Annotated in this window: 20 protein-coding genes and 1 pseudogene; 10 read left to right on the top strand and 11 right to left on the bottom strand. The window is 72.3% G+C overall.

Annotated features, from left to right (window positions below; all coding sequences use genetic code 11):
* Nucleotides 1-5: 5 nt before the first annotated feature.
* Nucleotides 6-1502, top strand: coding sequence for an MFS transporter (locus ACFVTH_RS01825; RefSeq protein WP_387086173.1), 1497 nt, complete (start codon nt 6-8; stop codon nt 1500-1502).
* A gap of 33 nt (nt 1503-1535) precedes the next feature.
* Here the strand turns inward: ACFVTH_RS01825 and ACFVTH_RS01820 are convergent, their stop codons facing one another.
* Complete coding sequence (locus ACFVTH_RS01820) at nt 1536-2213, bottom strand: DNA alkylation repair protein (protein WP_387086170.1); 678 nt, start codon at nt 2211-2213, stop codon at nt 1536-1538.
* A gap of 62 nt (nt 2214-2275) precedes the next feature.
* Nucleotides 2276-2929 (bottom strand): NADPH-dependent F420 reductase, encoded by a 654-nt coding sequence (locus tag ACFVTH_RS01815; RefSeq protein WP_387086167.1) that lies wholly within the window; start codon nt 2927-2929, stop codon nt 2276-2278.
* Nucleotides 2930-3118: 189 nt separating this feature from the next.
* On the opposite strand from ACFVTH_RS01815, the gene ACFVTH_RS01810 reads away from it, so the two are divergent.
* The gene (locus ACFVTH_RS01810) at nt 3119-4246 is read left to right on the top strand and encodes an LLM class flavin-dependent oxidoreductase (protein ID WP_387086164.1); all 1128 of its coding nucleotides are present in this window, start codon (nt 3119-3121) and stop codon (nt 4244-4246) included.
* A gap of 15 nt (nt 4247-4261) precedes the next feature.
* Here the strand turns inward: ACFVTH_RS01810 and ACFVTH_RS01805 are convergent, their stop codons facing one another.
* The 8 genes from ACFVTH_RS01805 to ACFVTH_RS01770 form a co-directional block, all read right to left on the bottom strand.
* The gene (locus ACFVTH_RS01805; RefSeq protein ID WP_387086161.1) at nt 4262-5449 is read right to left on the bottom strand and encodes a cation:proton antiporter; all 1188 of its coding nucleotides are present in this window, start codon (nt 5447-5449) and stop codon (nt 4262-4264) included.
* Between the two features lie 13 nt (nt 5450-5462).
* A complete protein-coding gene (locus tag ACFVTH_RS01800; protein ID WP_386940031.1) occupies nt 5463-5957 on the bottom strand; it encodes a cation:proton antiporter regulatory subunit in 495 nt (164 codons plus the stop codon).
* A gap of 76 nt (nt 5958-6033) precedes the next feature.
* Nucleotides 6034-6912 (bottom strand): metal-dependent hydrolase, encoded by an 879-nt coding sequence (locus tag ACFVTH_RS01795; protein ID WP_387086159.1) that lies wholly within the window; start codon nt 6910-6912, stop codon nt 6034-6036.
* 10 nt (nt 6913-6922) lie between these two features.
* Entirely contained in the window at nt 6923-7096 is a 174-nt protein-coding gene (locus ACFVTH_RS01790; protein ID WP_386940034.1) for a hypothetical protein, read from the bottom strand.
* Between the two features lie 92 nt (nt 7097-7188).
* Entirely contained in the window at nt 7189-8394 is a 1206-nt protein-coding gene (locus ACFVTH_RS01785; protein ID WP_387086156.1) for an acyl-CoA dehydrogenase family protein, read from the bottom strand.
* 9 nt (nt 8395-8403) lie between these two features.
* Nucleotides 8404-9375, bottom strand: a complete 972-nt coding sequence (locus ACFVTH_RS01780; RefSeq protein ID WP_387086153.1) for a DUF4349 domain-containing protein — start codon at nt 9373-9375, stop codon at nt 8404-8406.
* A 127-nt stretch (nt 9376-9502) separates the two neighbouring features.
* Nucleotides 9503-10336 carry an aldo/keto reductase gene (locus tag ACFVTH_RS01775; RefSeq protein ID WP_387086150.1) on the bottom strand — a complete coding sequence of 278 codons (834 nt, stop codon included), beginning with the start codon at nt 10334-10336 and terminating at the stop codon, nt 9503-9505.
* 10 nt (nt 10337-10346) lie between these two features.
* Nucleotides 10347-11555: an MFS transporter gene (locus tag ACFVTH_RS01770; RefSeq protein ID WP_387086147.1), complete on the bottom strand. Its 1209-nt coding sequence runs from the start codon at nt 11553-11555 to the stop codon at nt 10347-10349.
* A gap of 254 nt (nt 11556-11809) precedes the next feature.
* Between ACFVTH_RS01770 and ACFVTH_RS01765 the strand changes: the two genes are divergently transcribed.
* The 5 genes from ACFVTH_RS01765 (at nt 11810) to pnuC (ending at nt 15731) form a co-directional block, all read left to right on the top strand.
* Complete coding sequence (locus ACFVTH_RS01765) at nt 11810-12712, top strand: ABC transporter substrate-binding protein (RefSeq protein WP_387086144.1); 903 nt, start codon at nt 11810-11812, stop codon at nt 12710-12712.
* A gap of 20 nt (nt 12713-12732) precedes the next feature.
* Nucleotides 12733-13743, top strand: a complete 1011-nt coding sequence (locus ACFVTH_RS01760; RefSeq protein WP_387086141.1) for an amino acid ABC transporter permease — start codon at nt 12733-12735, stop codon at nt 13741-13743.
* Entirely contained in the window at nt 13740-14516 is a 777-nt protein-coding gene (locus tag ACFVTH_RS01755) for an amino acid ABC transporter ATP-binding protein (protein ID WP_387086138.1), read from the top strand. The genes ACFVTH_RS01760 and ACFVTH_RS01755 overlap by 4 nt, the downstream gene beginning before the upstream one ends.
* Nucleotides 14517-14589: 73 nt before the next feature.
* Nucleotides 14590-15063: a DUF3054 domain-containing protein gene (locus ACFVTH_RS01750; RefSeq protein WP_387086135.1), complete on the top strand. Its 474-nt coding sequence runs from the start codon at nt 14590-14592 to the stop codon at nt 15061-15063.
* Nucleotides 15060-15731, top strand: coding sequence for a nicotinamide riboside transporter PnuC (gene pnuC / locus ACFVTH_RS01745; protein WP_387086132.1), 672 nt, complete (start codon nt 15060-15062; stop codon nt 15729-15731). The genes ACFVTH_RS01750 and pnuC overlap by 4 nt, the downstream gene beginning before the upstream one ends.
* Before the next feature lie 25 nt (nt 15732-15756).
* On the opposite strand, the gene ACFVTH_RS01740 is transcribed toward pnuC, so the two are convergent.
* Nucleotides 15757-16095, bottom strand: coding sequence for a hypothetical protein (locus ACFVTH_RS01740; protein ID WP_386940047.1), 339 nt, complete (start codon nt 16093-16095; stop codon nt 15757-15759).
* A gap of 188 nt (nt 16096-16283) precedes the next feature.
* Between ACFVTH_RS01740 and ACFVTH_RS01735 the strand changes: the two genes are divergently transcribed.
* From ACFVTH_RS01735 to ACFVTH_RS01725, 3 genes and pseudogenes are all read left to right on the top strand, one after another.
* Complete coding sequence (locus tag ACFVTH_RS01735; RefSeq protein WP_387086129.1) at nt 16284-16928, top strand: RBBP9/YdeN family alpha/beta hydrolase; 645 nt, start codon at nt 16284-16286, stop codon at nt 16926-16928.
* A 35-nt stretch (nt 16929-16963) separates the two neighbouring features.
* The gene (locus tag ACFVTH_RS01730; protein WP_387086126.1) at nt 16964-18541 is read left to right on the top strand and encodes a methyltransferase; all 1578 of its coding nucleotides are present in this window, start codon (nt 16964-16966) and stop codon (nt 18539-18541) included.
* Nucleotides 18542-18675: 134 nt separating this feature from the next.
* Nucleotides 18676-20336, top strand: a pseudogene (locus ACFVTH_RS01725) (hypothetical protein); the annotation flags it as partial.

Genomic DNA, 20336 nt, shown 5'->3' with positions numbered 1-20336 from the left:
AACGGATGTCTGTGCCTCCCGTCACCCGTTCGATCCCGCTCTCCGAGCAGCACCGCTGGCGCGCGTTCTGGGTGTGCGTCGCGGTCGCGGCGCTCACGATCCTCGACCTCTCGAAGGTGAACGTCGGCCTGCCGGCCATCGAGGACGCCTTCGACGCGGGATCGACCGAGCTGCAGCTCATCGTCGCGGGGTACGTCCTGACGTTCGGCCTCACGCTCGTGCCTGCGGGGCGCATCGGCGACCAGCGCTCGCGCAAGACGCTGTTCGTCATCGGCCTGAGCCTCTTCACGCTCACGAGCCTCGTCGCGGCGCTCGCGCCGAACGCGACCGTGCTGCTCGTCGCGCGGCTCCTCCAGGGCGTCGCCGCCGGCATCCAGATGCCCCAGGTCCTCGGCATCATCCAGGAGCTCTTCCACGGCAAGGAGCGCGGCAAGGCCTTCGGGCTGTTCGGCGCGACGATCGGGCTCGCGACCGCCTTCGGGCCGACCCTCGGCGGGCTCATGATCGCGATCGGCGGCCCCGAGGACGGCTGGCGCGGCATCTTCTGGATCAACGTCCCGCTCGCGCTCGCCGCCATCGCGCTGGCGATCTGGCTGCTGCCGCAGACGCGGCATCCCTCCGGCAAGCCGCTCTCGCTCGACCCCGTCGGCCTCACCCTGTTCGCGATCACGGTGCTCTCGCTGATGTGGCCGTTCCTCTTCACGACCGGCTCGCCCGACGACGATCCGGCGCGATGGTGGGTGCTCGTCGTGTTCGTGTTCGCCGCGACGGCGTTCATCGCGTGGGAGCGCCACTACGCGGCCTCCGGCCGTCATCCGCTCGTGCCGCTCAACCTCTTCGCCGTGAGCTCATTCCGCAACGGCACCGCGCTCGCCGCCGTGTACTTCGCGGCCATGCCGTCGATGTTCCTCCTGACGACGCTCTACCTGCAGCACGGCCTCGGCCTCGCGGCGGTCTTCGCGGGCATGGTCGGCATCGGCTTCGCGCTCATGAGCGCAGTGGGCTCCTGGGTCGGCGGCAACCTCGTCAACCGCATCGGCCGCCCGCTCGTCGTCTGGGGGCTCGTGCTGCTGCTCGTCGGCATCGGCCTGCTCGTGCTCCTCGCGATCGTGACGCCGCCCGAGGTCACGCCGTGGGCGATGGCCGGCGCGATGGTGATCGGCGGCGCGGGCGGCGGACTGGTCGTCTCGCCGAACCAGACGCTCACGCTCATGGACATCCCGGTGAAGCAGGGCGGGCTCGCGGGCTCGGTCGGCCAGCTCGGGCAGCGCATCGGCACCGCGATCGGCACGGCGGTGACGCTCTCCCTCTTCTACTCGACCATCTTCCGCGAGTCCGAGGGCGAACCCGATCTCGTCGTCTACCACGACGCGTACGGGGTCGGGATGCTCGCGGTCGCGGTGTTCGTCGCGATCGCCTTCGCGATCGGCGTCGCCGACCTCGGGGCGCGGCGGCGGGAGCGGCGCCCGATCGGCGGAGAGGGATCCGACACCGCCGACTGACCGCGCTCGGCTGAGCGCGAGCACGCGCGGCGCTCAGCGGATCGCGAGCACGCGCGCCCGCTCCTCCTTCGGCAGGTGCTCGATCGCGGCCCGGAGGGCGACACGGGGCATCGTCGCGGCCCGGCGCTCGACGAGCGTGACGAGGCGCGCCTCGTCGAGGTCGCCGGCGGTCCGCAGCACCCAGCCGACGGCCTTCTGGACGAACGGCGCCTCGTCGAGGGCGAGGCGATCGGCGAGGGCGAAGGCGTCGTCGGTCTGCCCGCGCCTCAGGAAGGCGAAGGTCGCGACGAGCGCGGTGCGGCGTTCGGGCCAGAAGCCGGATGCCGCGAGCCGGTCGAGCGGCGCTCGGTCGCGTTCGAGGAGATGGACGCCGATGACGTCGCGAGCGGCGAGGTCGACGAGGTCCCACTGGTCGATGCGGTCATGGCGGCGGAGGTAGAGCTCGTACAGCTCGGTGCGCCGGGCCTCGTCGCTCGCGCGGTGCGCAGCGGACTTGCCCATGATGCTGCAGGCGAGGGCGCGCACCTCGTGCGTCGGCTGTTCGAGCAGTGTCTCGAGCTGGTCGGCCGGGAGGTCGATCGCCGACTTCGCGAGGTCGAAGACGGCGCCCATGCGCACGCCGATGAACGGCGCGGACGCGTCATCGGGGAAGTAGCGCCGGTACTTCACCCGCTCGTCCTCGCTCGCCAGCCCTTCGAGTCGAGCGATCAACCCCGCAGCATCCACCCTGAGCCCCCTTCGCGGCAGCCGTCGGGACCAGCGTAGGGGTTCGGTCAGGCGGCGAGGTGTGCGACGGGCGTGAGGAGCGCGGCGAGCTCGGCGGCGGAGAGCTCGCGGCCGAAGGCCGGGTGGCCGGGCTCGAGGGCGACGCCGTGCGCGAGCGCACCGCCGTCGACGGGGTCGAAGCCGATGGCATCGATGAGCGCGGCGACCTCGGCGCGCGCCTCGTCGTCGTCGCCGACGACCGCGAGCGCGCGGCGGAGCGGATCGCCGGCGGGGAGGCTGTCGTCCTCCATCTCGTGGTAGCCGAGATGGTTGAGGGACTTCACGACGCGGGCGCTCGGGTTGCGGGCGGCGTTCTGCTCGCTCGTCGTGCGGGGGTCGGCGTCGACCTCGGCGATGTTGCCGTCGACCGGGGGCCAGTAGTTCATGGCGTCGACGACGATGCGGCCGTCGAACGCGGGCCACGGCACAGTGCCCGCCTTGCCGAACGGCACGGCGACGATGATGATGCGCGCTTCGGCGGCGAGCACCTCGGGCGCCACCACTTCGGCACCGGGGGCGACGACGCCGACGAGGAGCTCGAGCGCGGTCTGCCGGGGCGAGCCCGACATCAGCACGCGGTAGCCGGCGTCGACGAGCAGCCTCGCGAGCGCGGTGCCCACCTTGCCCGCTCCGAAGATGCCGATCACCGGACGTTCCGTCACCGTTCCATGCTCCCATTCCCGACGCACGATCACGAGATGGATGCGTCGACATGGAAGTCAACGCACTCCGCGCGGCCGGCATTCCCGCCCGGGCGCTGGCCGCCCGGGGGAGCGGGGAATAGTCTCGTGGCGTCACGGGTTTCGCAAAGAAGCATGCATACGCATGCAGACGCGGAGAGAAGGGCCGGCATGACCGAGCGCTACGAATTCGGACTCGACACCTTCGGGGATGTCACGGCGGGCCCCGACGGCGCCGCGCTGCCGCACGCCCAGGTGCTGCGGAACGTCGTCGAGGAGGCGGTGCTCGCGGACCGGCTCGGCCTCGACTTCTTCGGCATCGGCGAGCATCACCGGCACGAGTTCGCGGTCTCGGCACCCGAGGTCGTGCTCGGCGCGATCGCCGGCCGCACGGAGCGCATCCACCTCGGCTCCGCCGTGACGGTGCTGAGCTCCGACGACCCCGTACGGGTGTTCCAGCGCTTCGCGACGCTCGACGGCCTCTCCGGAGGGCGCGCGGAGGTCATCCTCGGGCGCGGCTCGTTCATCGAGTCCTTCCCGCTCTTCGGCTTCGAGCTGAGCCAGTATCAGGAGCTGTTCGAGGAGAAGCTGAATCTCTTCGCCGCACTGCTCGAACAGGAGCCGGTGACGTGGACCGGCGCGCTGCGCCCGCCCCTCGAGAACCAGCTCGTCTACCCGCCCGTCGAGCACGGACACCTGAAGACCTGGGTCGGCGTCGGCGGCAGCCCCGAGTCGGTCGTGCGCGCCGCCCACTACGGGCTGCCCCTCGTGCTCGCCATCATCGGCGGCAGCCCGGCCCGCTTCGCGCCGCTCGCCGAGCTCTACCGCAAGGCGCTCGCGCAGTTCGGCAAGCCGGCGCAGCCGGTCGCCATCCACTCGCCGGGCTTCATCGCCGACACCGACGAGGCCGCGCTCGACACGCTGTGGCCCCACTACCAGGTGATCATCGACCGCATCGGACGCGAGCGCGGCTGGGGCGCCGTGACCCGTGAGCACTTCGAGGCCGAGGCGTCGTCGCACGGCGCGCTCTACGCGGGCTCGCCCGAGACGGTCGCCCGCAAGATCGCCGCCGCGATGCGCACCATCGGCGCCGTGCGCTTCGACCTCAAGTACTCGAACGGCACGCTGCCGCACGAGGCGATGATGGGCAGCATCGAGCGATACGGCAGCGAGGTCGTGCCGCGCGTGCGCGAGTTGCTCGCCGAGGCCGACGCGGCCGACGCAGAGCTCGATGCCGCCGCCGCGCTCGCGCGCGCCGACCGCGCCGACGCCGTGGCGAACGCCGAGCCGGGGGAGTAGCCGGGTCGTCGGCCGTCAGGCCGACAGCCGTGCGCGCTGCTGACGGGCGCGCACGGCGGCGCGGAACCACGGGGCATCCGGGAGCCGGGCCAGGAAGGTGCCGGCGATGATCGTGATGAGCACGTACGCCGTCGCGAGCGGGGCGATGGCCGGCTCGACGCCGGCGCTCACCGCGAGCCCGGCGATCACGATCGAGAACTCGCCGCGCGGGGCGAGCGAGAAGCCCGCGCGCCACTGGCCGAGCGTGCCCACCCCGGCGCGCCTCGCGGCGTAGGCGCCCGTCAGCAGCTTCGTCACGATGGTGATCGCGGCGAGCAGGAGGGCGGGCAGCAGCATCGACAGGAGCGCCGACGAGTCGGTCGTGAGCCCGAAGAAGACGAAGAAGGTCGCCGCGAAGAGGTCGCGGAGCGGGGTGAGCACCTGGCTGGCGTTCGCCGCGACCCGGCCCGAGAGGGCGATGCCGACGAGGAACGCACCGACCGCGGCCGACACCGAGACCTCCTGCGCGAGGCCCGCGACGAGCATCGTGAGCCCGAGCACGCCGAGCAGCAGCGGCTCGGCGTGGTCGGCCGGGAAGAGCCGTGACACGAGGTGCCCGTGCCGGAGCGCGATGTAGAGGATCACCGTGACGACTGCGACGGCGATCGCGACCGCGACCGCGCCCTGCCAGAGGCTCACGCCGACGACGATCGCCGAGAGCACCGGCAGGTAGAACGCCATCGCCAGGTCTTCGATGACGAGCACGCCCAGGATCGCCGGGGTCTCGCGGTTCGAGAGGCGCCCGAGGTCGCGGAGGAGCTTCGCGATCACGCCCGACGACGAGACCCAGGTGACGCCGGCGAGCGCCACCGCGGCGACCGGCCCCCAGCCGAGGAGCAGCGCGAGCGCGGCTCCGGGCAGCGCGTTCAGCAGCCCGTCGACGATGCCCGGCTTGCGCGCCGACTTCAGGCTGTCGAAGAGCTCGCTCGCCGTGTACTCGAGCCCGAGGAGCGCGAGCAGCAGGATGACGCCGATCTCGGAGCCCGTCTGCAGGAACTCGATGCTCGCGTCGAACGGGATGAATCCGCCGTCGCCGAACGCGAGGCCGAGTAGGAGGTAGAAGGGGATCGGCGACAGGCCGATCAGGAGCGCGAGGCGCCCCAGCAGGCTCATGCCGAGAAGCAGCGCGCCGACTTCGATGAGGAGGAGCGTCGTCTCATGCATACCGGGCCCGGCGTCAGTCGGGTCCGTTGGCGAGCAGGCGCGAGACGCCGTCGAGCCCCTCGCGGGTGCCCACGACGACGATGACGTCGCCCGCGCGCAGGGACTCGGAGGGCGTCGGAGAGGGGATCACGCCGCCGTCGCGCACGATCGCCACGATCGACGCGTGCGTGCGGGTGCGGGCCTTCGTGTCGCCCAGCGTGGCGTTGAGGTAGGGGGAGTCGGTGGGCAGCGCGATCTGCTCGGTGTAGAGGCCCGCCGTCTCGTCGGAGAGGCTCGTCAGCCGGCTCAGCATCACCGAGGCGCCGAGCACGTCGGCGAGCGCGGCGGCTTCGTCGTCGTTCAGCGCGACGGAATCGCGGCACGCGTCGGGGTCGTCGATGTCGAAGACGCCGAGGTCGCGCTCGCCGTCGCGATGCGAGACCACGCTGATGCGGCGCCCGGCTTCGGTCACGAGGTCGTGACGCACGCCGATCCCGGGCAGATCGACCTTCTCGATGCGAATACCCACGTCGGTAATCGTAACCCCGTTCGGCGGTGCTTCGGCCGCGCGGCGCCGGTGCGCTGGATGCCCGGGCGGGTGCGCGTCAGGCGCCGGTGCGCGTGCGCATCTCGAGCACCGGCGTGCCGGCGTCGTCGACGAGGCTGAGTGCGACCGAGACGGAGCCGAGCTCGGCCAGCGAGCCCACGTGGGTGCCGCCGCAGGCGATCGTGGCCGTGCCGCCGGGCAGCTCGGCGACCCAGCGCCTGCGGTCGGTGAGCCCCTCGCCGTCGCGGTCGATGCGCACGGGGGAGCCCGCCGCGACCCATTCGCCGACCGTGGCCGTGACGGCCGCGCCGAGGGCGTCGAGCTCGTCGGCGAGGCCGGCGACGTCGAATCCGGCGCGGCGCAGCGACTTGTTCAGCCGGTACCGGTCGAGCGAGCCGTGCGGCTCGATCGTGCTCGAGGCGATCGCGATGCCGTCGAAGTCGGGGCGGCCGAGCGCGTCGGTGCGCGCCGGCTTGGACCAGCGGCCCTCGAGCGCGAGGTTCAGTGCGAGGGATGCCGCGTGGCAGGCCGTGTGCCCGGCGGAGAGGGCGCGGCGCACCGTGGCCTCCGCCGCGATCTCGACGTCGTCGCCCTCGGCGATCGCCGAGCCCGCGTCGACGAGGTGCGCGACGAGGAAGGCCCAGCCCTCGGTGCCCTTGCGCACCGGGATGTCGGCGCCGAGGTGCAGCGCCTCGCCGTCGCTCGCGGCGACGACCGCGTCGCGCACGGGCAGGGGCGCACCGTCGGCGAGGACGGTGATGGTGCCCGCGTCGGCGGGCTGGTCGGGCCAGGCTGCGTCGACCGGGTGGAAGCCCGTGACGTCGGTGACGACGGCGAGCAGTCCGTCACCGGCCGGCTCGACGTGGAGCACCGTCGCGCGCTCGACGAGGGCGCCTGCGGGGTAGGTGACGCGGGTGTCGTGCGCCGGAAGCGTCATCGCGGCGCGCTCAGTCGTCGGCGCGGCCGAGGACATGGAACGGGATCGCGAGGGCGAGCGAGACGGCGAGGATGCCGGAGAAGAAGGTCGCGGCCTGGAAGCCCGCCACCTCGGGAGCGATGCTCATGACCCACATGCCGAAGACGAAGAGTCCCAGGGCGATGATGGTGGCGACGACGTTCACAACGACCTCCAGTGTGCGCTGGCGACGTTCGCCGCCTGCCCCAGTCTAGCCAGCCGGGCGGCAGTGCCCCGAGCGCCCGGTGCCGTGCGCGCTCACTCGGGCAGGGGCCCGAGCCACGCGTTGGCCACCGTCGCGTGGGCGGACTCGTCGTCGGAGGGGTGGAAGACGCCCGCGAGCACGTCGCGGTAGAGCCGACCGAGCTCGGATCCGGTGAAGTAGCTGGACCCGCCCGCCACCCTCACCGCCTGGTCGACGACGTGCTTCGCGGTCTCGGTCGCGCGCACCTTCACCCCGACGAGCTTCGGGAACCAGGCGGCGCCGTGGTCGACGAGCCCGTCGAGGTCGCGCGCGACGGACTCGAGCTGGGGTGGCACGGCGTCGTACGCGAGCGCCGCGTCGGCGATGCGCCAGCGGATGTCGGGGTCGTGCGCGAGCGGCCGGCCTTCGTGCTTCATCGAGGTGCGCCGGTGCGCGGCGGCGACGGCGAGCTCGAGGGCGCGGGCGCCGATGCCGGTGTAGACCGAGGCGAGCAGCAGCTCGAAGTTCGCGAAGATGCCGAAGACGAGCGGGTCGGCGTTCGGACCGGGGTCGAGCCGGCGGACGATGCGGTCGGCCGGGGCGTACGCGCCGTCCAGCACCGTCGTCCGGCTCTGGCTGGCGCGCATGCCCATCGTGTCCCAGTCGTCGAGGACCCTGACATCGGGATCCTCGCGGTCGATGAAGCCGTAGACGAGCTTCGGGGCGTCGGGGGAGGTGCTGTCGAGCCCCATCGTGCCGAGCCGCGTCCATGCCGGCGAGAGCGAAGTGAAGATCTTGCGTCCCGAATAGCGGTAGCCGCCGTCGGGCTGGGGCTCGGCCGAGGAGCGCGAGCCGAAGAGCATGAGGTCGTTGCCGGCCTCGCTGATGCCGAAGCCGAAGATCTCGCCCGCACCCGCCTCGCGCAGCACGAACTCGAGCGTGTCGTCGCCGCGGTCGCGGAGCACCTTCGCCACGCCTGTCCACACGAGGTGCATGTTCACCGCGAGCGCCGTCGCGGGCGCCGCGCCCGCGAGCCGCTGCTGGGACCGCACGACGTCGAGCGTCGACCAGCCGAGCCCGCCGAACTCGGCCGGCACGAGCGCCGTCAGGTAGCCGGCCGCGCGGAGCTCGGCGAGGTCGTCGTCGAAGAAGGCGTTGTCGCGGTCGGACTCGGCGGCCCTCGTCCTGAACCGTTCGAGGAGCTCGTCGCCGAGCAGCGTCTCGGGCGTCGGGGACGTCGTCGTGGATCGGGGCGTCGTATTCTCGGTCGTCGCGCTCACGTCGCCAGACTACGCCCGGCGATCGCCATCGGGGGAGGACGCCGGAGCGGCGGGCTCCGGGGCCGACGGCGTCGCCGGGGCGGCCTGCGCCGATGGCGCTGCGGGCGTCGGCGCGACCGCGGCCCCGGCCCGGCGGCGACCGCGGGTCGCGAGCACGACCACGAGGACGACGATCGCCGCGAGCACGAGCAGCACGGCGATCCACGGCAGCAGCACGCCGATGGCGACGCCGAGGGCCGAGGCGAACCCGACGAGCGCCGTCCAGCCTGCGGCGAGCCCGCTCCAGAAGTCGTCGGGGGCGGTGTCGGGCGCCGTCTCGACGGTGATCAGCTCGACCTTCAGCGTCGAGTAGTCGACCTGGTCGGCGAGCCAGTCGCGTTGCTGCGTGAGGCTGTCGAGCTCGGCCTGGCGGGTGGTCAGCTCCGACTCGATCGCGATGAGGTCGCTGATCGACACCGCCTCGGCGAGCAGCTGCTCGAGACGGTCGACGGAGGCGCCGAGCGCCTCGATCCGCGCGTCGAGGTCCTTCCGCTCCGCGGTGACATCCGACTCGTTCATCGTGACCCCGTTGACGTCGCCGAACTCGCGGAGCTCGTCGACGACCGCGTCGAGCTCGTCGGCCGGCACCCGGAGCACGAGCTCGGCCCGGGGCGACACCGAACCCGAGCCCGGCTGCTCGCTGCGGCTCTCGACGCGCCCGCCCGCATCGCCGGTCAGCTCGGCGGCGTCCTCCGCGGCGGCGAGGGGATCGTCGACGGTGATCGACATCCGTCCGGTCGTGACGACGCTCTGGGTCGCCGTCGCGCCGTCGCCGTCGGGGTTCGCCTCCTCGGCGGGCTGTTCGGCTCCGCCGCCCTCCGCGGGCATCGGCATCGCGGGTTCGGGGACGGCGGAATCCTCGCTGCCCGAACCCATCGAGCACCCGGCGAGGAGCAGAACGGTGAGCGCGGATGCCGCGGCCACGGGAGCGAGTCGTCTCATGCGGTCAGGCTACGACCGGCCGCGGAGGCGATGTCTGAATGCCCGCTGGGAGTCGGGTCACGATCGGATTTCGGCCGTGATCAGGCCGTGACCGTCCCGTGACCGCGCCGTGACCGACCGGCTGCGTTCAGTCGTCGTCGGGGTCGCGCCCGGTCCGCTCGCCGCTCTCGAGCGCGGCGATCTCGGCGAGGTCGCCGAGCCGCAGCTCGAAGTCGAAGACGTCGAGGTTCTCGCGGATCCGCTCGGGCGAGGACGCCTTCGGGATGACGACGTTGCCGAGCTGCACGTGCCAGCGCAGCACGATCTGCGCGGGCGTGCGGCCGTGTCGAGCGGCGAGCTCGGCGAGCACCGGGTCGTCGAGCACCCGCCCGCGTGCGAGCGGCGACCAGGCCTCGGTCAGGATGCCGTGGGCGAGGTCGAACGCCCGCAGCCCGGTCTGCGGCAGCCACGGGTGCAGCTCCACCTGGTTCACGACGGGGGCGACGCCCGTCTCGCCGATGATCCGCTCGAGGTGGTGGGCGTGGAAGTTCGCGACGCCGATGGAGCGCACCCGCCCCTCCTCCTGCAGTCGCACGAATGCGCGCCACGTGTCGACGTAGCGGCCGGTCGACGGCACCGGCCAGTGGATGAGGAGGAGGTCCAGCTGCTCGAGCCCCAGCCGGGACATCGACGCGTCGAACGCGTGCAGCGCCTCGTCGTAGCCGTTGTCGTCCTTCCACACCTTGCTCGTGACGAAGAGCTCGTCGCGGGGCACCGGCGCCGCGCGCACCGCCTCGCCCACCTCGCGCTCGTTGCCGTAGAAGGCGGCGGTGTCGAGGTGGCGGTACCCGGCGTCGATCGCCTCGAGGCTGAGCCTCGTCGCGTCGGCGGCCGGCACCTTGTAGAGGCCGTAGCCGAGCTGGGGGATGACCGCGCCGTCGGCGAGGGGCAGCAGCGGTGCGGGGTCGAGGTTCCGTGTCATCGTGCCGTCTCTAACTCGGTTGCAGCGGCACCGGTTCGGTGTCGGGGATCGGGCTCGCGTCGCGGCCGCGGAGGTCGGGATGCCATCGCCGCGCGAGGGCCGGCACCAGGAAGCCCAGGAAGGCGAGCCCGGTCGCCGCCCAGAACGCGCCCTGGGCGCCGTAGCCGTCGATGAGGAATCCGGCGAGCGCCGAGCCGAGCGCCGCGCCGATGAGCTGGCCCGTGCCGACCCAGCCGTACGCCTCGGCCGTGTCGGAGAACTTCACGCTCGCCGAGACGATGGCGAAGAGCACCGCGAGCGCCGGGGCGATGCCGATCCCGGCGATGAAGAGGGTGATCGAGAGCCACCAGAAGTCCATGACGAACGCGGCGAGGGCGGTACCCGCGAACACGATGAACATGCGGCGGGCCGTCGACCACGGGCCGATCGGCACGTGGCCCAGGAAGAGCCCGCCGGCGAGCGAGCCGATCGAGAAGATGGCGAGCACGATGCCCGCCTCGGCGCCGCCGTGCCCGAACACCGCGACCACCCCGGCCTCGATCGCGGCGCAGGCGCCGATGAGCAGGAAGCCGACGACCGTCGCGAGGAGCACCGGCGGCCGGGTCAGCACGACGCCGAGGCGGCGCTTCGAGCGTGGGATCCGGACCCGCCCGAGCTCGGGCGAGGAGATGAACCAGGCGCCCCCGACGACCATCATGACGGCGGCGAGCAGGATGCCCCAGACGGTGCCGATCTGGGTGGAGACGAAGGTCGTCACGACCGGGCCGACCACCCAGATGATCTCCTGCGCGGACGCGTCGAGCGAGAAGAGGGGCGTGAGCTGGCGCGAGTTCACCATCTTGGGGTAGATCGTGCGCACGGCGGGCTGCACCGGCGGCGTCGCGAGCCCCGCGATGAAGCCGACCGCCATGTAGAGGGGCACGGTCAGCGGCAGCACCCCGATCGCGACCACGCCCGCCACGCAGACCACGAGGGTGATGATGAGCACGGGGCGCATGCCGAAGCGCCCCATCAGCCGGCTCGTGAAGGGGCCGGCGATGGCCTGCCCGATCGACGTCGCGGCGAGCACGAGGCCGGCCGCGCCGTACGAGCCCGTCTGCTGCTCGACGTGGAGGAGGAAGGCGAGCGACAGCATCCCGAACGGGAAGCGCGCCGTCAGCTGGGCGGCGATGATGCGTGCGACGCCCGAGGTCTTCAGCAGTTCGGAGTAGCTTCCCACGGTGCGCCAAGCCTATCGATCGTCCGCCGCGCTGCGCTGATGCGTGCGACCGTGCGGCGGCGCGCGCTGAAAGTACGGAATCTTGCGTCTCACCAGCGCAGAACGCGCGTTTCCAATCGCCGCCGAATCGTGATCCGCAGAGATGCATGCGTGCGCCTCGCGTTGGTCTAGGCTCTCTCCGTACGGCGACGGAGCCCTGCGATTGCGCTCAGCCGTCCTGTCCCAAATGATCGCGTGACGACAGAGGTACCAACATGAACATCCGCCGACTTCTCCTGCCGGTCGCCGTCGCATCCGCTGCGGCACTGCTCTTCACGGGTTGCGTCAACAACTCCGAGAGCGAGGGCGGCTCCACCGGAGGCGACGCCCCCGCGACCACCATCACGGCCGACGACGCCGCGGTCGCCCTGCTGCCCGCCGAAGTCAAGGACTCGGGCGTGCTGCGCATCGGCACCGACGCCGAGTACCCGCCGAACGAGTACAAGGACGACGCCGGCAACCCGACCGGCTGGGGCGTCACGCTCGCCGAGGCCGTCTCGGCCAAGCTCGGCCTCGAGCCCGAGTGGGAGATCCTGAGCTTCGACAGCATCATCCCCCGCATCCAGGAGGGGGCGCTCGACATGGGCTCGTCGTCGTTCACCGACACCGTCGAGCGCCAGGCATCGGTCGACTTCGTCGACTTCCTGAACGCGGGCAGCCTGTGGGCCGCTCCTGCCGGCAGCGACATCACCCCCGACGACGCGTGCGGCAAGACCGTCGCCGTGCAGTCGGGCACCATCCAGCACACCGACGAGCTGCCCGCCCGCAGCCAGGAGTGCGTCGACGCGGGCAAGCCCGCCATCGAGATCCTGCCGTTCGAGGGCCAGCCCGAGGTGACCAACGCCGTCGTCAACGGCAAGGCCGACGCCTTCTCGGCAGACCTGCCGGTCACCGGCGACGCGGTCGCGAAGCTCGACGGCCAGCTCGAGGCCGTCGGCGAGATGTTCGACGCCGCGCCCTACGGCTTCGCCACGCAGAAGGGCGGCGAGATGACGAAGGCCGTGCAGGCCGCGCTGCAGTCGCTCATCGACGACGGCACCTACCTCGAGATCCTGACGGCCGCGGGCATCGAGTCGGGGGCCGTCGACGAGGCGGTCGTCAACGGCGCCACCAACTGATCCGGGAATCGACCGCAGTCATGTCCGACATGCAGTCCCGGCCGGCGGGGTCCGAGACCCCGCCGGCCGGCACCGGAAGCGACACGCCGCCCGAGGCGATCAAGGCCATCAAGCTGCGCCACCCCTGGCGCATCGTGCTCGCCGTCGTGCTCGTCCTGCTCGTCGTCCTCTTCGTGGTCGACGCAGCCGTCAACCGGCCGGTGTACAACTGGCCCGAGGTCGGCAAGTACCTCTTCGACACGCGCGTCGTCGAAGCCGCCGGGTACACCCTCCAGCTCACCGTGTACTCGATGGTCATCGCGATCATCCTGGGCATCGTGCTGGCCGTCATGCGGCTCTCGCCGAACCCCGTCGTCAAGTCGGTGGCGTGGGTGTACCTCTGGCTGTTCCGCGGCACCCCGGTGTACGTCCAGCTCGTGTTCTGGGGTCTCGTCGGCGTCATCTACAAGTCGATCGACGTCGGCATCCCCGGCAACGAGCCGTGGATCTCCATCGTCACGAGCGACCTGCTGAGCTACTTCGCGCTCGCGATCATCGGCCTCGCGCTCAACGAGGCCGCCTACATGGCGGAGATCGTGCGCGCCGGCCTGCTCGCCGTCGACCGCGGCCAGGAGGAGGCCGCCACCGCGCTCGGCCTGGGCTGGTGGCACACGATGAGCCGCGTCATCCTGCCGCAGGCGATGCGCGTGATCATCCCGCCGACGGGCAACGAGGTGATCTCGATGCTGAAGACGACCTCGCTCGTCATCGCGGTGCCGTTCACGCTCGAGCTGTTCACCCGCACGCAGGACATCGCGGCCAAGACCTACCAGCCCGTGCCGATGCTCATCGTCGCCTCGATCTGGTACCTCGCCATCACCTCGGTGCTCATGGTCGGCCAGTACTACCTCGAGAAGCACTACGCGAAGGGCGTCGACCAGCGCCCGGCCCCGCAGAAGCCGACGGTCGAGACCAGCGCGGTCACCGCCGTCGAACCCGGCGAGCTGCCGGGCGTCGTCCCGCCCTCGAACCGTCCAGGAGGTGGCGCATGAACGCCGCGGAGACCCCCATGGTGAAGGCGGAGGCGGTGTCGAAGGCGTACGGCTCGAACACCGTGCTGCGCTCGATCTCGCTCGAGGTCAAGCGCGGCGAGGTGCTCTGCCTCGTCGGCCCCTCGGGCTCGGGCAAGTCGACCTTCCTCCGGTGCATCAACCACCTCGAGACCGTGAGCGCCGGCCGCCTGTCGGTCGACGGCCAGCTCGTGGGCTACCGTCAGCACGGCGACAAGATCTACGAGCTGCACCCGAAGGACGCCGCGAAGCAGCGTCGCGACATCGGCATGGTGTTCCAGCGCTTCAACCTCTTCCCGCACATGACGGCGGTCGAGAACGTGATGCTGGCGCCGACGCTGCTGAAGAAGCAGTTGCCGAAGGCGCAGTTGAAGGCGCGCGCGCTCGAACTGCTCGCTCGCGTGGGCCTCGCCGAGCGCAGCGACTACTACCCGTCGCAGTTGTCGGGCGGCCAGCAGCAGCGCGTCGCGATCGCCCGGGCGCTCGCGATGGAGCCCAAGCTGATGCTCTTCGACGAGCCCACCTCGGCACTCGACCCCGAGCTCGTCGGCGAGGTGCTCGAGGTCATGAAGGAGCTCGCGAAGAGCGGCATGACGATGATCGTCGTGACGCACGAGATGGGCTTCGCCCGCGAGGTCGCCGACACGCTGGTCTTCATGGACGGCGGCGTGGTCGTCGAGTCGGGCGACCCGCGCGAGGTGCTCTCGAACCCGCAGCACCAGCGCACCCGCGCCTTCCTCTCGAAGGTGCTCTGACCCCGGGGCGCACTCGGACGAGTCCGGTGGGGCAGGCGATCGCGCCGGCCCCACCGGGCTCTACGATTGAGGGGTGAATCGCCAGAGCGCCCCGCAGGCCGCGGGCTCGTCCGCCTCGGCCCGACCGACCGCATCGGGCGCCGTCGCCGCGTTCCTCGTCGACGCCGTTCTCGTCCTCCTCTTCGTGGTGATCGGGCGCCGCAGCCACGCCGAGGGCGTCGACCTCTCCGGCGTCTGGCAGACGGGGTGGCCGTTCCTCGCCGCGCTCGCCGCCGGCTGGCTCGTCTCGCTCGCCTGGCGCCGGCCGCTCGCGCTCTGGCCCACCGGCGTCGTGGTGTGGGTGGTGACCGTCGCGGGCGGCATGGCCCTCCGCGCGGCCTCGGGTCAGGGAACCGACCCGGCATTCATCGTCGTCGCGACGGTGACGCTCGCGGTCTTCCTCCTCGGCTGGCGTGCGATCGAAGCACTCCGCGCGCGTCGCCGTCGCGCACGAGCGGCCGCGGCCGACGCCGAGGCCGAGGCGAACGGCACGTCGGCCGCGCCGTGAACCCGATCGAGTGGCTCTTCGACGCCCAGCTCGTCATCGGCGACCAGGTGATCCTCTGGCGCGAGATCGTCGGCAACCTGTTCGGCCTCGCGAGCGCGCTCGGCGGGCTGCGGCGCAAGGTGTGGGCGTGGCCGGTCGGCATCATCGGCAACGCGCTGCTCTTCACGGTGTTCCTCGGCGCGGTCTTCGACACTCCCAATCCGGTCAACCTGCTGGGCCAGGCGGCGCGCCAGGTGATGTTCATCTGCGTCTCGATCTACGGCTGGGTGCAGTGGTCCAGGCACCGCAATGCCGCGGTGGGGGCATCGGCGGTCGACCCGCGATGGGCGAGCGGGCGCGAGCGGCTGCTGCTCGTCGGGCTCCTCGTCGGCGGCACGCTCGTGCTGACCCCGATCTTCCGCGCCCTCGGCTCGTTCGAGCCGGTGTGGGCCGACGCCTGGATCTTCATGGGCTCGCTCCTCGCGACTTGGGGCATGGCGAAGGGCTGGACGGAGTTCTGGCTCATCTGGGTGGCCGTCGACATCGTCGGCGTGCCGTTGCTCGTCTCGGCGGGGTACTACGCCTCGGCGCTGATGTACGTGTTCTACGGCGCGTTCACGCTGCTCGGCTTCTTCACGTGGATGCGCGTGCAACGGCGCCGCGCCCAATCGCTCGCCGACCCGGCCTGAGCGACGGCGCGGCCCGGCCGGGCGCTCACCAGCCGGCGGGCACGCGGTCGAGCACCGACCACACGGCGGTGCTCAATTCGGGATGCTCCAGCGCGATGCCGCGCAGGAGGTCGAACTCGAAGCGGGCGGCCTCGCCCTGTCGTGCGGCGGGGTGGTAGGCCCGCGAACGGGCAGGACCCCACTCCTCCGACCGCAGGCGGTCCTCGCGGAGGGTGGCCACGACCTGCTCGTCGACCGAGGGCAGCTCGGGCAGGAACTCCCACGGGTCTTCGCCGAGCCGGCAGCGCAGTTCGATGAGCGCGGCGAGCTCGTCGCGTGCGTCCTGGCGCAGGCGTTCGAGTGCCGGTGCCGGTGACTCTGCCATTGTGCGCCCTCCCCTCGCTGCCACGATCGTACGCCTACGCTACGCGCACCGTGTGACGCTCGGGTTACGGGGCGCAATCCGGGATGTCGCGCAGATGACGCGCGTATGACGCGCTCCGTGCGCCCAGGTGTCGCCGCGGGTTTGAATGGGCGTCGTGGGCGAGTCGCGCCCGCGGACGGAGGGATGCCATGGCCGAGGTGCTCATCCTGCACGGCTGGCAGAATCGCCGGCCCGAGGGGCATTGGCAGCGCTGGCTCGCCGCCGAGCTGCGCGGGCTCGGCCACGAGGTGCGGTATCCGCAGCTGCCCGAACCCGACGCGCCGCTCAGGGCCGACTGGCTCGCGGCGCTCGAGGCGGAACTGCGCGGAACCGACCCCGAGCAGCTCACGGTCGTCGCGCACAGCCTCGGCTGCCTGCTCTGGGTCGCGCACGCGACCGCGCGCGCCGCCGCCGGACGGGACGTCCCCACCGCGCGGCGCGTGGTGCTGGTCGCACCGCCGTCGGATGCGGTGCTCGCCACGATCCCCGAGATCGCGTCGTTCGCCGTCACGAATCCGGCCGTGTCGGGCGCGGGCGAGGGCCGCACGGCGGACGCCGCAGCCGCGGTCGAACCCGGACTGCGCGCCGCGCTCGCCGCGGCGAGCCTCGAGCCCCCCGTGGTGGTGGCCGGCGACGATGACGAGTACTCGCCGGTCGAGGCCGAAGGCCTGGCGGCCCGGTTCGGGCTCGACCGGATCGTCGTCGAGGGCGGCGGGCATCTCACGATCGACGACGGCTTCGGGCCGTTCCCGCTGCTCCTCGAGCTCCTCCAGGCGGCGCCCGCCGCCCGCTGACCGCGCCCGCCGGCGGGCTGCGCTTGAATGGTCGGGTGGATCCCGCGCGCAGCACCGAACTCCTGGCCCGCCTCGCCGACGACCTCCGGCGGGCCGGGTACACCGTCGACGCCCTCGAGCGGCTCTGGGGCGGGGAGGCGGCCGAGGCCCTGCATCGGGGCGAGCGCGTGCCCGCCCGGCGGGTGCTCGACGCCCGCCGGGGCGAGCACGGGGCATCCGCACCGCTCGCCGCGCTCGCCGAGCTGTTCGTGCTCGGACTCCCGGTGCCCGTCCCCGAGGTCGCGGAGGCGCTCGCGACGCTCGGCGTCGACGGCGCCGCCGAGCTCGGCCTCGTGCGCGAGTCGGACGGTCGCGTCTCCGCCGCCCTCGACCTGCGCCCCTACGCCTTCGTCGACGAGCGTGGTGCGGTCGAATGGTGGATCCTCTCGGACCTCGGCGAGCTCGCCCTCGGGCACGCCCTCGGCGAGCACCACGTGCTCGGCGTCGGCGGCGCCTCGACGACGCTCTCGGGACTCATGCTGCCGACGCCCGCACGACGGGTCCTCGACCTCGGCACCGGCTGCGGGATCCAGGCCATGCACGCGTCGCGGTTCGCCGACGAGGTCGTCGCGACCGACATCTCCGAGCGCGCCCTCGTCCTCGCCGGGCTGAATCTCCGGCTGAACGGCGTCGAGGGCGTCGAGCTGCGCCTCGGCAGCCTCTTCGAGCCCGTCGCGGGGGAGCGCTTCGACCGCATCGTGTCGAATCCGCCGTTCGTGATCACGCCGCGCACCGAGGGCGTGCCCGAGTACGACTACCGCGACGGGGGAATGGTCGGCGACGCGCTCGTCGAGGCCGTGGTGCGCGGTGCGGCCGAGCACCTCGAACCGGGTGGCGTCGCCCAGCTGCTCGCGAACTGGGAGTATCGCGGCGATGCCGACGGGCTCGAGCGCGCCGCCGCATGGGCCGACGGCCTCGAGCACTGGTTCGTCGAGCGCGAGGTCCAGGCCGTCGCCGAGTACGCCGAGACGTGGATCCGCGACGGCGGCACCCGTCAGGGCACGCCCGAGTTCGACCGTCTGTACGACGCCTGGCTCGACGATTTCGAGGCCCGCGGCGTCGATCACGTCGGGTTCGGCTACGTGCTGCTGCGCCGGCCGGACGACGGGGACGCCTCGTCGGCGAACCCGACGGCCGGGTCGGCGCCGCTCGCCCGCGTCGAGCGCCGGCACGGGGCCATCGGGTCGAACCCGGCCGGTCTCGGCGGCCATCTCGCGAAGTCGCTCGCCGCCCACGACCTGCTGGCCCACCTCGACGACGGGGCCCTGCGGGCGCTCATGCTCGCCGTCGCCGCCGACGTCACCGAGGAGCGTCACCACTGGCCCGGCGCCGAGCAGCCCACGGTCATCCTGCTGCGCCAGGGCGGCGGCTTCGGTCGGGCGGTCGATGCGGGCACCGCGCTCGCCGCGTTCGCGGGGGCGGCCGACGGCGAGCTGCCCGCCGGCGTGATCTCGGATGCGATCGCGCAGCTCCTCGAGGTCGATCCCGCCGAGCTGTGGCGCGAGCTCGCACCGCAGCTGCGCGAGCTCGTGGTCGGCGGGCTGCTCGTGCCGGTGGTCGACGAGCGGCCATGATCGCCGGTCGACGAGCGGAGGGCTTCCTCCGCTTGTGTGAGAATGGGCCGACCCGGCTGAGCTGACCGCCCGCTTCGCGACCGTGCCGGGCCGGTCGCGGCCTGCATGCTGGGAGGCATCGCTTGAATGCTCAGGTGTCGGCGCGTCCGCGCGCCGCGATCGTCATCGGCGCGGTGATCGCGCTCGTGCTCTCCGCCATCGGCTTCTCGGCGCAACCCGCCGGCGCGGACACGCTCGTCGAGGAGTCCACGATCTCTGGGACGCTCACGGGCGTTCCGGCCGGCGGAGCGAACGTCATCGCGCTGCAGCAGGACGCGGCGGGCGCATGGTCGTCGGCCGCGTACGTGCACGTCGACGCCGACGGCCCGTACGCCCTCGAGGGCCTCGCCGCCGGAACCTACGCGCTCCAGTTCAACACCGGGACCTACCCCGACCAGTACTGGAAGCTCCAGCGCACGGTCGACACGGCGACGCCCGTCGAACTCGGTGCGGGCGCCGCGCTGAGCGGCTTCGACGCCGACGTGTCGGCGGCGCTGTGGATGCCCGACCTCTCGGTCAGCTACCCCCGCGTGGTCGGCACGCCGGTCAAGGTCACGGCGAGCTGGCAGACCCAGCCCGACACCGTGTCGTACCAGTGGTACGCGGGCGAGACGGCGATCGCCGGTGCGACCACGGCGACGTACACGCCGACGGCCGACGTGCTCGGCAAGCAGCTCAGCGTGCGGGTCGAGGGGCGCAAGGCCGGCTTCGTGCCGACGTGGGACACCGCGGTCATCGGCACGGTCGACAAGGGAACGCTCACGCCGGGCACCGCGCTGGTCACGGGCACCGGTGTCGTCGGCGCGACGCTGACGGCGTCGCCCGGGGCATGGGCGCCGGGAACGCAGTTCGCCTACCAGTGGTACAACTCGTCGGGGAACATCTCCGGCGCGACCGGCAAGACGCTCACGCTGACGTCGGCGCAGCAGGGCCGGCTCGTCGCCGTCCTGGTCACGGCCACGCTGCCCGGCTACCACCCGAGCTCGGCCCGCAGCGCCGGCATCCTCGTGCAGACCGACGGCTACGCGGCGGCGACGCCGACGATCTCGGGCACGGCTGCGGTGGGCTCGACCCTGACGGCGAAGCCCGGCACGTGGACGACCGGTACGGCGTTCACGTACCAGTGGTACGCGTCGGGCACCGCGATCACGGGGGCGACCGCGTCGACCTTCAAGCTCACGAGCGCGCAGGCGGGCAAGACCGTCACCGTGCTCGTCACGGGCAAGGTCGGCGGCAACACCCGTGCGGTCAAGTCGTCGGCGGCGACGGCGAAGGTCGCGACGACCGGGACGCCGACGATCTCGGGCACGGCGGCGGTCGGCTCCACCCTGACCGCGAACACCGGCACCTGGACGACGGGCACTGCGTTCACCTACCAGTGGTACGCGTCGGGTGCGGCGATCACGGGGGCGACGGCGTCGACCTTCAAGCTCACGAGCGCGCAGGCGGGCAAGGCGATCACGGTCGCGGTGAAGGGCACGCTGTCGGGCTACGCCACGGTGTCGAAGACGTCGGCGGCGACGGCGAAGGTCGCGACGACCGGGACGCCGACGATCTCGGGCACGGCGGCAGTCGGCTCGACCCTGACGGCGAAGACCGGCACGTGGACGACGGGCACCGCGTTCACCTACCAGTGGTACGCCTCGGGCACCGCGATCGCCGGGGCGACGGCGTCGACCTTCAAGCTCACGAGCGCGCAGGCGGGCAAGGCGATCACGGTCGCGGTCAAGGGCGCGCTGTCGGGTTACGCCACGGT

This window comes from Agromyces sp. NPDC058104 (assembly GCF_042884835.1).
GTDB lineage: Bacteria > Actinomycetota > Actinomycetes > Actinomycetales > Microbacteriaceae > Agromyces.
This window is presented reverse-complemented; position numbering and strand designations above follow the sequence as displayed.

Coding starts and splice junctions, on each gene's coding strand:
- ACFVTH_RS01825 (WP_387086173.1), top strand. CDS start 6: ATGTCTGTGCCTCCCGTCACCCGTTCGATCCCGCTCTCCGAGCAGCAC.
- ACFVTH_RS01810 (WP_387086164.1), top strand. CDS start 3,119: ATGACCGAGCGCTACGAATTCGGACTCGACACCTTCGGGGATGTCACG.
- ACFVTH_RS01805 (WP_387086161.1), bottom strand. CDS start 5,449: ATGCATGAGACGACGCTCCTCCTCATCGAAGTCGGCGCGCTGCTTCTC.
- ACFVTH_RS01795 (WP_387086159.1), bottom strand. CDS start 6,912: ATGACGCTTCCGGCGCACGACACCCGCGTCACCTACCCCGCAGGCGCC.
- ACFVTH_RS01780 (WP_387086153.1), bottom strand. CDS start 9,375: ATGAGACGACTCGCTCCCGTGGCCGCGGCATCCGCGCTCACCGTTCTG.
- ACFVTH_RS01775 (WP_387086150.1), bottom strand. CDS start 10,336: ATGACACGGAACCTCGACCCCGCACCGCTGCTGCCCCTCGCCGACGGC.
- ACFVTH_RS01765 (WP_387086144.1), top strand. CDS start 11,810: ATGAACATCCGCCGACTTCTCCTGCCGGTCGCCGTCGCATCCGCTGCG.
- ACFVTH_RS01760 (WP_387086141.1), top strand. CDS start 12,733: ATGTCCGACATGCAGTCCCGGCCGGCGGGGTCCGAGACCCCGCCGGCC.
- ACFVTH_RS01755 (WP_387086138.1), top strand. CDS start 13,740: ATGAACGCCGCGGAGACCCCCATGGTGAAGGCGGAGGCGGTGTCGAAG.
- ACFVTH_RS01740 (WP_386940047.1), bottom strand. CDS start 16,095: ATGGCAGAGTCACCGGCACCGGCACTCGAACGCCTGCGCCAGGACGCA.
- ACFVTH_RS01735 (WP_387086129.1), top strand. CDS start 16,284: ATGGCCGAGGTGCTCATCCTGCACGGCTGGCAGAATCGCCGGCCCGAG.